The sequence below is a fragment of the Actinomadura sp. 9N407 genome (genome assembly GCF_044326315.1).
Classification (GTDB): domain Bacteria; phylum Actinomycetota; class Actinomycetes; order Streptosporangiales; family Streptosporangiaceae; genus Spirillospora.
Genome location: NZ_JBIRAW010000008.1, coordinates 128,265 through 138,900, shown reverse-complemented (window position 1 = coordinate 138,900; position 10,636 = coordinate 128,265). Strand labels below are relative to the sequence as shown.

The window sequence follows — 10,636 nt, the reverse complement described above, 5'->3', positions numbered from 1 at the left end:
CTCAGCGGGGAGCGCCGATGGTGGTCGGCGCGGGGGCTTCGAGGAGGAGATCCTCTTCGAGGCCCGGTTCCGTCAGGACGGCGCGGCCGGGGCGCCAGCGGCGACGCCGGCCCATCGGTGTCACGACCCCGATGAGGACCGCCAGAGCGGCGGCCGCGAGCGCGACACCACTGATCGAGAAGGCGATCACCCGGGTGCGTTCGTCGGTGTGCCGTGGCGGGGCCAGCGCGGCAGGGGCGATCGTAGGCGCGGGACCGCCACCGTCGGTCTCTCCTGGGACGAGGGCCGTGACGGCTTGGACGGGGTTGACCATGCCGCGTCCCGTGCCGAGGCCCGCGTTGCCGTCCGATGTCGTCAGGATGCGGTTCACCACCTGCTGCTGGTTCAGGTGCGGGTGGCGTGATCGTACGAGCGTCGCCACTCCCGTCACGTACGCGGCGGCGTAGCTGGTGCCCTCGGCCTGCGGGTTGTAGCCACCGCCGGGCCAGGCGGTCGGGACGGCCTTGCCCGGGGCCGCGATATCGACCCTGGACTGGACGCCGGAGCTTTCGGCGCGGGCGCCGTCGGGGCCGAGCGAGGCGACGGAGATGACGCCGGGGTAGCTCGCCGGGTAGGCGGGGCCGGCGTCGCCGCCTTCCTTCTGGGCGTTGCCGGCCGCGGCGACGATCACGACGTCCTTGCTCTGGGCGTCCTGGACGGCCCGTGCGAGGGCGGGGCTGTCGCCGGCCTTGATGGAGATGTTGATGACGCCTGCCCCGGCGGCGACGGCGGACCGGACGGCCTTGGGGAGGCGGGCGCCGCCGCCCTCGTCGCGTTCGGCGTTCTGCTGCTTGATGACCACGAGCCGCGATTCCGGTGCGACGCCGGTCAGCCGGGTGCCGGAGCCGGTGAGGTCGCGGCCGCCGACGAGGGCGGCGACGCCCGTGCCGTGGCCGGCGCAGTCGCTGGGGCCGGTGCCGGTCAGGTCGACGGTCCTGGCGACCCGGCCGGCGAGCATCGGGTGGGACGGGTCGGCACCGCTGTCGATCACGGCGGTGGTCACGCCCCGTCCCCGGGTCAGCGGCCAGACGCGGGCGAAGCCGAGCCTTCGGTCGGCCCAGGATTCGCCGATCGGGCCCGGGACGCCGCGCGCGACCTGGCAGTCGGGGGCCGGAGCGAGGTCCGGCGCCGGGGCCGCGTGGGCGGGCGCCTGCGGGAACACCAGGAAGGCTCCACTGATCACGGCTCCGACGACTGCGCGCACAGCTTTCTCCCGCTGTATTGGGCTTTGCCGCACGACTGTAGAGGATGCCGGACGGCGCCGTTCACCGGTTGTCAGGACCGGCGGTCACGGATTCCGGGACGGGCCGGTCACCTTTGGCTCGGGCACCTCTCGGCCCGTTCACCCTCGGCCCGTTCACCCTTGGGAGGAACGCCGGGCGGACCGTCGCGCGAGCACGGACCAGACGCCGGCGATGGCGAGACCCGTCGCGGAACCCGCGAGGAGGAGGGTGGCGGTACGGCCGGAATCGCCGCTCCCAAGGAGGCTCCAGGCGAGGATGGCGCCCAGGAAGAGGAGGTAGGCGGCGAAGCCCTTGCTCCAGAAGGCGCGGCGGGCGGGGGCGACGGGGACGTCGGTGAGCGCGGCGGCGGGGCCGAGGTCGGCGGCCTTGGGGCGCTTGAAGTATTCGAAGCAGATCCAGGTGCCGCAGGGCTCCCAGCCGTCGGGGGCGAGGCGTCCGGCCAGCGCGGCACGGGACTCGCGGCGGGGCCGCACGGTCTCGCGGCGGTACTCCCAGCGCTGCGGGGCGCCCGCGTCGCGGCGGCTGACGAAGCGGCCGACGCCGTCGACGCGCTCGACCTCCCAGCCCTGGTCGCCGAAGTGGTTCAGGTGCTGGAGCTCGTGGAACGCGTCGGCCGTCCACACCCAGTTCTCGGCGGCGGGGGCGGGTTCGGCCGCGGCGCCGCCGGCCAGGCGGGTGGCGAACTCCTCGGGCGGGCCGAACTCCTCGCGCGGGTCGGTGCCGGAGTCGGCGGTGTAGGCGGCGAGGTCCTCGACCGTTCCGGTGACCTCCTCGGCGGGCATGCCCTCGGCGCGGAGCCGGGTGGCGAGGGTGTCGAAGTACACGGTCATCGGGGGTCTCCCTTGGCAAGGACGGAACGGACGGACTCGTCGAAGGCCAGCCACAGCCGGCTCTGCTCGGCGAGGACGTCGCGGCCGGGGCCGGTCAGGCTGTAGTAGCGGCGGCCGGGGCCGCGCTCGGCGGCCCGGAACTCGGCGGCGACCAGCCCGGCCTCTTCGAGGCGGTTGAGCACGGGGTAGAGCGTGCCGCCCTTGATCTGGCCGAGGCCGGAGGCGGCGAGCCGCTTGGCGATCTCGTAGCCGTAGCTCTCACCGGCGGTGAGGTCGGCGAGCACCAGCAGGTCGAGAACGCCCTTGAGCCAACTGGAGCGGCGATCGGTGGTCATGGGGGGGGCACCTTTGCTCGTTCGGTGGAACGATCTAGACGTTAGAGCAACCTAGTTAGGAATACAACCTAGACAGCGCCGCCGATTACCCGGGCCACTGCACCGAAGGTAAAAATGCGAGCGGTCACTCGGAATAGGGACGACGATCTTGCTGTTGCACCATGCGAGACACGCCGCGCATCGGGTATCCCGATCAGCCGCGGCCCCGCGCCCCCCGACACGGAGGTCAACCATGCGCAGCAGCATTCCCAAGGCCCGTACGAACGGGCACAAGCACGTCAAGACGACCTCGCTCCGGGCGCTCGCGGTCGCCGCCCGGCTGGAACGCGATCATGCCCTGGAGGGACCGCCGGGCCATGGACTCGGCCGGGCGGACGGAGGCCCCTCGCGGGGCACGCCCGACCCGGCCTGACCGTCCGGCCTGGCCCGAACACCGATCCGAAGGCCCCCGCGCACCCGCGCGGGGGCCTTCGTTCGTTGATCACCAAGCCGCAACGGCCGGGGCCTTCCGGCACGCCGACCCTGGATCGCCCAATAGTCTGGCCTTCTTCCACGAGCCGACGCAGAGAGACGAAGAGAGAGTCGTGTGACGGACAGGACGATGCCGGACGCCCACCCGCTGCGGTCGGGCGATCCGGCCACCCTGGGGGCGTACGAGATCCTGGGCCGGCTGGGCGAGGGCGGTCAGGGCGCGGTGTACCTCGGCCGCCGCGCGGGCGCCGGCGGCCCGGAGCGGCTGGCCGACTATGTCGCGATCAAACTCCTGCACGCCGGGCTCACCGCCGACGTCCCGGCCCGGAACCGGTTCGTGCGCGAACTGGACGTGGCCAAGCGGGTGGCGCGGTTCTGTACGGCGCAGGTCCTGGACGCCGATCTGGCGGGCGACCAGCCGTACATCGTCAGCGAGTACGTGCCCGGCCAGTCGCTGCACCGGCTGGTGCAGGAGGAGGGCCCGCGCACCGGCGGCGCGCTGGAGCGGCTCGCGATCAGCACGCTGACCGCGCTGTACGCGATCCACCAGGCCGGGATCGTGCACCGCGACTTCAAGCCGCACAACGTGATGATGGGCCCGGACGGCCCGCGCGTGATCGACTTCGGGGTGGCCCGCGCGCTCGGCGCGGCCGGCGAGACGCAGAACGTCGGCACGCCCGCGTACATGGCCCCCGAGCACTTCAGCGGCGCGGCCGTGGGGCCCGCCGCGGACATGTTCGCGTGGGGCACCACGATGGTGTTCGCCGCCACCGGGCGGCCCGCGTTCGGCAACGACGAGATGGCCGCGGTGATGCACCGCATCCTCACCGGCGATCCCGACCTCGGCGACCTGCCCAGCCCGCTGCGCGAGGTGGTCGAGTCCTGCCTGGCCAAGGAGCCCGAGCAGCGCCCCACCGCGCGCGAGGCCCAGGAGCGGCTCGTCGGCGCCGCCCCGGGCGAGGCGCCCGCGCCGCTTCCGCCGCCGGTCGAGATGCCCGCGCCGCCGCCCCCGTTCGCGGTCGCCGATCCGCTGACCGACCCGCGCGCCGATCCGCTCGCCGGTCCGCCTGCCGCCCCGCTCGCCAACAGTGCGACGTCGCCGCAGCCGCCTCCGTACGCACTGCAACCGCAGGCGCACGCCGCATACGCCGGGCCGCCGCCGCATCAGCAGGCGCGGCCCGCCAAGAATGGCCACAACCGGCTACTGATCCCGCTCGCCGCGGCGATGGCGGTGGCGGTCCTTCTCGCGGGCGGTGCGGTGTGGGCGACGACGCGCGGCGGGGACGAGAAGGGCGCCGGCGACAACGCCGCCGCAGGTCAGCAGGCACCGCCCGGCACCGTCCCCCAAGAGAACCTTCCCGGCGGGACGGCCGCGGACCCGAAGGGCCGCACGGCCAAGCCGGAGGACTCCCAGAAGCCCGGGACGAAGCCGAACGATCCCAAGGCCCCCGACCAGCCGGGCAAGCCGCAGACGTCCGTTCCCCCTGCCACGGGTGGTGGCGGAGGCGGCGGAACGCCCGCCAAGGAGCCGGCGAACAAGTACACGCCCCAGGGCGTGTGCAACGCCGAGGCCCCCGGCGGCGGCTACTACGTGCAACGTTCGATGGCGGTGGCGGGCGGCCGGGCGTACCAGCTCTACAGCAGCAGCTCGCAGTACAACTGCGCCGTGACGATGAAGACGAAGAACGTCGGCAAGGCCTCGTCGGTGTCGGTGTGGATCCAGGCCAGCGGCGGCAGCAGGGTCAGCGACGGCGGATCGTTCGCCTGGTACGCGGGTCCCGCCTACGTCAAGGCTCCTGGCAAGTGCGTGCGGTACGGATCCGGTTCCACTGCGGCGCCCTACGGCAACTGCGGCTGAACGAGGCGCGCAGGCGGGCCGGCGAGGCGACGGGCCGGAGCGAGCCCGCCGGTCACGGCGAAGCGGCGGGCCAGGGCGAGGCGACGGAATGTGGGCCGGGCGCTGCTACGGGAGCGGGGGCGCCCGGCGGGCTTCGTCGGATCGAGGGATTCAGAATCGCGGGAGCGGATCGGAGTCGGTCGGAGTCGGTAGGGAGAACGGCCGGAAGGGTGCGGGCACCGGGAGTCAGTTGGACGGGGCCGCGATCAGATGGTCGAAGTCCCCGTCCTTGGCGCCGAGGATCAGCGCCTCGATCTCCGGGCGGGTGTAGATGAGCGCGGGGCCCTCGGGATGGCGCGAGTTGCGCATCGCGATCCGGTCACCGGGCAGTTCCGCGATCTCGACGCAGTTCCCCTGGGAGTTGCTGCGCCGGGACTTCAGCCAGCGGGCTCCCTGGAGCCAGGTCGCCGGCATCCCGTTGTCGTAGGCGTTGATCCGTCGTGGGGTGGTGTTCTGGCCCTTGTCGGTTCGGAGCATCATGTCTCTCTGAGGTAATCACCGAGAAGCTCGACGGTGCGCTCGGGTGTCGCGCTGTCGACGCACAGCCGTTCCATCGCCTGCAGGTAGGTGTCGACGTCGTCGCGCTTGTCCAGGTACATCGCGCCGGTGAGGTTCTCGACGTACACGACGTCCGGCAGGTCCTGTTCGGGGAAGCGCAGGATGGAGAACGCGCCGCCCTCGGCCGCGTGGCCGCCGAACCGGAACGGCATCACCTGGATGGTGACGTTGGGCAGCTTGGACATCTCGATGAGATGCTCGAACTGGCCCCGCATCACCTCAGGCCCGCCGATCGGACGGCGCAGCGCGCCCTCGTCCAGGACCGCCCACAGCCGCGGGGCTTCCGCGCCGGTCAGCCGTTCCTGCCGCTGCATCCGCAGCCCGACGCGGTGGTCGATCTCGTGCTCGGCCGCACCGGCGTTGCCCAGGCGGATGACCGCCCGCGCGTAGCCCTCCGACTGCAGCAGACCCGGGACGAACTGGAGCTCGTAGGTCCGGATCAGGGCCGCAGACTCCTCCAGCCCGACATAGGTCTGGAACCAGCCGGGGAGGACGTCGTTGTACCGGTGCCACCAGCCCGGCGTGTTGGCCTCCCGGGCGAGTTGCAGCAGCGCCTCGCGTTCGGTGGCATCAACGACGCCGTACAGCGTGAGCAGGTCGTCGACGTCTCGCTCTTTGAAGCTGACCCGTCCGAGCTCCAGGCGGCTGATCTTGGACTCCGACGCGCGGATGACGTAGCCGGCGTCCTGGCGGCTCACACCCTTCGTCTCACGCAGGCGACGAAGCTGTGAACCGAGCAGGATCCGACGTACCGTCGATCCGGTTCCCGGCGTCTCTGGAGTCACGCCCAACCTCCCGGCTCGTTGGCGGACAGCGAACTTAGTGTGCCACTGGGGGCCCTGTCCTGGGGTTACCTCCGATCACCCGCGCACGCACCGTCCCGATCACTCTCCCGGGCCGGATGCACGTGCATTGGGCCTTGCATTCGCACGCTACGATGCGCAGGATAACGCACGAGACTTCCAAGCCATGGCTGCACAACGAGATCACTCTGCGGGGTCCGGGGAATGACGTCACGCCACGCGCACGACGACACGCGCTGGGGGGCCGCCTCCAACGCGGGGCCGGCGGGCTCACAGGACTGTGCCGTCGCTTCGGTCGCGGTGCCCGAATCGTGTGACCTGCCGCCCCGGCTCGGGATGGGACTGCGCGCGCTCGTCGCGCCCGCCGGGCCCACCGTCTCGTTCACCGTCCTGCCCGAGCCGGAGTCGGTCACCGAAGCGCGGCACTTCGCGGTCTCCCGGCTGGACGGCTGGGGCGGCGCGGTCCTGGCCGACGACGTCGGCCTCGTGGTCTCCGAACTGGTCACCAACGCGCTGCGGCACAGCGGCGGCTCGCCCCTCTCCCGCCGCGCGCGCCGGGACGGCCGGGTCGCCGGGATGACCGCCGACCCGCTGGGCTCGGCCCCCGCCGCGATCCGGCTGCGGATGCTGTACGAGGCCCCCTGGCTGCTCTGCGGGATCATCGACTCCAGCCCCGCCGCGCCGCGCCGCAAGGAACCCGACTACATCGCCGAGACCGGCCGCGGGCTGCATTTGGTCGAGTCTTTCAGCATCCGCTGGGGCTGGTGCGGCCTGCCGCACGGCAAGATCGTCTGGGCACTGTTCCGCTCGTCCTAGCCGCCACACACCTGTGGCGGATGTCGCAGGGGCGAGCGGGGGTAATGGCCGCTCCCTGCGGGTATAGGCCCATATCCCCCAAAATGAACGGGGCCCTAGGGAACGAGCGGAGAGGAATTTTCGGTGGAATTCGCCGTCGCGCACCGGGTCGAGCACGGGCTCACCGTGGTGAAGATCAGTGGTGAGATCGATGTCTTCACCAGTCCCCGGCTGCGCGAGATGCTGCTCGACATCATCGACAGCGGCGCCGCGCACCTGGTGGTGGACCTGAGCGAGGTCACCTTCCTGGACTCCACCGGGCTGGGCGTGCTGGTCGGGATCTACCACCGGCTCCGGGCCCGGGACGGGTCGATGTCCTTCATGGGCGCCAACGACCGGGTCCGCCGGGTCTTCCACGTCACCCAGCTCACCAAGATCTTCGTCCTGCACGCGTCGCTGGCGGACGCGCTCGCCGCGCACGAGGCCACGACCGCCCAGGGCACCGGCGGCTCGGGCAACTCCCGTACCACCGGCTGACCCACCACGGGTTGACCCACCACGGGTTGACTCACCACCGGCTGACCCGCCACCGGCCGGCCCACACCGGGCCGACCCAGCACGGGCTCATCCGCACGGGCTCATCCAGCACGGGCGCGCGGCACCCGGCAGGGCCGCGAACCGGTACCGTGAGACGGAGATCAAGCCCGCCGCCTGGGTGGCGCCGTCCCTCCGACGCGCGGTGCTTTCCACTTACTCGCCCTTTGGGCGGACGCCCTGGGGGTCTGGGGGTCCACCCCCAGGGAGAGACCGAAACGACCTCCGAACGGACGGGAGCGCCTCCGTGGCAGAACAGCCGCTGCACGAGCACACGCTCGGCAATGGCCTGCGCGTGGTGGTCTGCGAGGACCACGTCGTACCGCTGGCCGCCGTCAACATCTGGTACGGGGTGGGCTCGCGGCACGAGGTCGCCGGCCGCACCGGCCTGGCCCACCTCTTCGAGCACCTGATGTTCCAGGGCTCCTCCAACGTCGCCGAGGGCGAGCACGCCGCGCTGCTGGAAAGCGCCGGCGCGACGTTCAACGCCAGTACCTCCTTCGAGCGCACCAACTACTACGAGACGGTCCCGGTGAGCCATCTGGAGCTGGCGCTCTGGCTGGAGGCCGACCGGATGGGCACGCTGCCCGCCGCGCTCACCCAGGCCAACCTCGACAACCAGCGCGACGTGGTGAAGAACGAGCGCCGCCAGCGCTACGACAACCAGCCGTACGGCACCGCGTTCGAGCGGCTGTGCGCGCTGACGTTCCCGGCGGGCCACCCGTACCACCACACCCCCATCGGCTCGATGGAGGACCTCGACGCGACCACGCTCAAGGACTGCACCGACTTCTTCGCCACCTGGTACGCGCCGGGCAACGCGGTCCTGTCGATCGTCGGGGACGTCGATCCCGACGAGACGCTGGCCGCGGTGGAACGCTACTTCGGCGGACTGCTGACCGGCCCGCAGGTGCCGCCGTCCCGTCCCGGAGCGCTCGGCGCCCTGGACCGGATCAACGGCGAGATCGTGGACGAGGACGTGCCCTCGCCCGCCTACTTCGCGATGTTCCCGCTGCCCTCCGACGGCGGCGACGACGTCGAGGCGGCCGAGCTGGCCGTGGAGATCCTCGGCGGCGGCTCCGGCTCCCGGCTGTACGACCGGATGGTGCGCCGCGACGAGATCGCCACCGAGGTGTGGGCGGGCGTGACCCGGCTCGCCGGCGGCCCTTCGCTGGCCATCGTGGACGCGATCGGCCCCGATCCGGAGCGGATCGCCGCGGTCCTGGACGAGGAGCTGGCCCGCTTCGCCGAGCACGGCCCGGACGCCGACGAGGCCGCGCGGGCGACCGCGCAGGCCGAGCGCGGCTTCCTGGAGCAGACCGAGACGGTGACCGGACTGGCCAACGCGCTGTCGCAGAACGCCACCCAGTTCGGCGACCCGGCCCGCGTGTTCACCGCGCCGGGCCGCGCGGCGGCGGTCACCGGCGAGCAGATCAAGGAGATGGCCGGGCACTGGCTCAAGCCCGGTGCCCGCTCCGTCCTGACCTACGGAGGTACGGCGTCGTGACCACCGAATCGACCGGCGGATCGACCGGCATGGCTCTGGCGCCGCGCCCGGTCCCCGGGCCCGTTCCCGCCTGGTCCTTCCCCGCCGGTACGGAGGGCACGGTGCCCGGCGGCGGTCCCGGCACGCTCCGCTGCGATCTGCCGGGCCGCCGGCTCGCCGCCGTACGCCTCGTCCTGAACGCGGGCGCCGGGCGCGAGCCCGAGGGCCACGACGGCGTCGCCACGCTGGCCGCGCGGGCGCTGCTGGAGGGCACCGAGCCCGGCGGCGGCACCGCGCTGACCGCCGCGTTCGAGCGGCTGGGCGCCAGCCTGTACGCCTCGGCCGACCTGACCGCGCTGCGGATCGCGCTGGACGTGCCGGTCACCCGGCTCGGCGCGGCGCTGGAGCTGTTCTCCTCGGTCGTACGGCGGCCGGCGCTGGCCGACTCCGACGTCCGCCGGCTGGTCCGCGAGCGGCTGGAGGAGATCGCGCAGGACGACGCCGACCCGGGATCGCGGGCGATGCGCGAGCTGCGCGCCGTGATGTTCCCCGGCGAGGCCCGCGCGTCCCGTCCGACCGGCGGCCTGCCCGCCTCGGTGGAGGCGATCGAGGGCGCCGCCGTACGCGACTTCTACAGCTCGGTGGTGCCGGCCGAGGCGACCGCCGTCGTTGCGGGCGACCTGTCCGGCGTCGATGCCGAGGGGGCGCTGAACGCGGCGCTGCAGGGCTGGACGACGTCCAGCAGTGTCCTGCGTACCGCCGACACGGTCGCGCCCACTGCGGGCCCGCGCATCGTCGTCGTCGACCGTCCTGGATCGGTGCAGACGTACCTGAGCATCGGGCACGGCGTACCCGACCGCTCGCACCCCGACTGGGCGCTGCTGACGGTCGTGTCGCACGTGCTGGGCGGCGGGCTCACCTCGCGGCTCAACAGCGTGCTGCGCGAGGAGAAGGGCTACACCTACGGCGTGCGCGCCGGGCTGCTGCGGATGCGGCACTGCGGGCTGTTCATCACGCAGGGTGCCGTGCACACCGAGGTCACCGCCGACGCCGTCGCCGACGCGCTCACCGAGCTGCGCGGCGTGAGCACGCGCGGCATCGGCGAGGAGGAGTGCGGCTCCTCGGTGCGGGCACTGGCCGACCGGGCGCCCGCCGAGTACGAGACGGCCCGTTCGGTCGCCGCCGAGCTCGCCGACGCCACGGCCAACCACCTGGGCCCCGACTATCCGAGCCGCTACCTGGCGGCCGTGCGCGCCGCGACGCCGGACAACGTCGCCCGTGCGTACGCCGAGCACGTCGACCCGGAGGCGCTGACCGTCATCGCGGTCGGCGACGCGGCGCAGATCGTCGGGCCGCTGGAGAAGCTGGGATACGCGCCGGTCACGGTCTCGGCGGCGGAGGCTCCCGAAGCCGGCTGATCCGGGGGCGGCTGATTCAAGGTCGGCTGATCCGGACGCGCGGCGAAAAGGCCGCAACCCGTGATGTTTTGGGCGCACTGTCATGTTATGGGCGCAATACATCGCTTGCCGGAGTGAACCGATGGCATGGTGGATTCCGTCTGACCGATGCGGGGCCGGCCGTTGT

The 10,636-nt window shown here is 72.6% G+C and carries 11 protein-coding genes; 6 read left to right on the top strand and 5 right to left on the bottom strand.

What is annotated here, in order from left to right; translation table 11 throughout:
• Position 1 precedes the first annotated feature (1 nt).
• From ACH34Q_RS14935 to ACH34Q_RS14925, 3 genes are all read right to left on the bottom strand, one after another.
• Positions 2-1,243 carry a S8 family serine peptidase gene (locus tag ACH34Q_RS14935; RefSeq protein WP_395983500.1) on the bottom strand — a complete coding sequence of 414 codons (1,242 nt, stop codon included), beginning with the start codon at positions 1,241-1,243 and terminating at the stop codon, positions 2-4.
• A 153-nt stretch (positions 1,244-1,396) separates the two neighbouring features.
• Complete coding sequence (locus ACH34Q_RS14930; protein WP_395983499.1) at positions 1,397-2,113, bottom strand: hypothetical protein; 717 nt, start codon at positions 2,111-2,113, stop codon at positions 1,397-1,399.
• Positions 2,110-2,448, bottom strand: coding sequence for a PadR family transcriptional regulator (locus tag ACH34Q_RS14925; RefSeq protein ID WP_395983498.1), 339 nt, complete (start codon positions 2,446-2,448; stop codon positions 2,110-2,112). Before ACH34Q_RS14925 ends, ACH34Q_RS14930 begins: the two co-directional genes overlap by 4 nt.
• Positions 2,449-2,680: 232 nt before the next feature.
• On the opposite strand from ACH34Q_RS14925, the gene ACH34Q_RS14920 reads away from it, so the two are divergent.
• Positions 2,681-2,860, top strand: coding sequence for a hypothetical protein (locus tag ACH34Q_RS14920; protein ID WP_395983497.1), 180 nt, complete (start codon positions 2,681-2,683; stop codon positions 2,858-2,860).
• A gap of 174 nt (positions 2,861-3,034) precedes the next feature.
• The gene (locus ACH34Q_RS14915; RefSeq protein ID WP_395983495.1) at positions 3,035-4,777 is read left to right on the top strand and encodes a serine/threonine protein kinase; all 1,743 of its coding nucleotides are present in this window, start codon (positions 3,035-3,037) and stop codon (positions 4,775-4,777) included.
• 225 nt (positions 4,778-5,002) lie between these two features.
• Here ACH34Q_RS14915 and ACH34Q_RS14910 read toward each other — a convergent pair whose 3' ends face one another.
• Together ACH34Q_RS14910 and ACH34Q_RS14905 are read right to left on the bottom strand one after the other, a co-directional pair.
• Positions 5,003-5,296 (bottom strand): DUF397 domain-containing protein, encoded by a 294-nt coding sequence (locus tag ACH34Q_RS14910; RefSeq protein WP_395983494.1) that lies wholly within the window; start codon positions 5,294-5,296, stop codon positions 5,003-5,005.
• The gene (locus ACH34Q_RS14905) at positions 5,293-6,114 is read right to left on the bottom strand and encodes a helix-turn-helix domain-containing protein (RefSeq protein ID WP_395983706.1); all 822 of its coding nucleotides are present in this window, start codon (positions 6,112-6,114) and stop codon (positions 5,293-5,295) included. Before ACH34Q_RS14905 ends, ACH34Q_RS14910 begins: the two co-directional genes overlap by 4 nt.
• Positions 6,115-6,381: 267 nt before the next feature.
• On the opposite strand from ACH34Q_RS14905, the gene ACH34Q_RS14900 reads away from it, so the two are divergent.
• From ACH34Q_RS14900 to ACH34Q_RS14885, 4 genes are all read left to right on the top strand, one after another.
• Positions 6,382-6,993 (top strand): ATP-binding protein, encoded by a 612-nt coding sequence (locus tag ACH34Q_RS14900; protein ID WP_395983493.1) that lies wholly within the window; start codon positions 6,382-6,384, stop codon positions 6,991-6,993.
• 123 nt (positions 6,994-7,116) lie between these two features.
• Positions 7,117-7,509 carry an STAS domain-containing protein gene (locus tag ACH34Q_RS14895; protein ID WP_395983492.1) on the top strand — a complete coding sequence of 131 codons (393 nt, stop codon included), beginning with the start codon at positions 7,117-7,119 and terminating at the stop codon, positions 7,507-7,509.
• Between the two features lie 304 nt (positions 7,510-7,813).
• The gene (locus ACH34Q_RS14890) at positions 7,814-9,073 is read left to right on the top strand and encodes a M16 family metallopeptidase (protein WP_395983491.1); all 1,260 of its coding nucleotides are present in this window, start codon (positions 7,814-7,816) and stop codon (positions 9,071-9,073) included.
• Positions 9,070-10,470, top strand: coding sequence for a M16 family metallopeptidase (locus ACH34Q_RS14885; protein WP_395983490.1), 1,401 nt, complete (start codon positions 9,070-9,072; stop codon positions 10,468-10,470). Before ACH34Q_RS14890 ends, ACH34Q_RS14885 begins: the two co-directional genes overlap by 4 nt.
• Positions 10,471-10,636 lie beyond the last annotated feature (166 nt).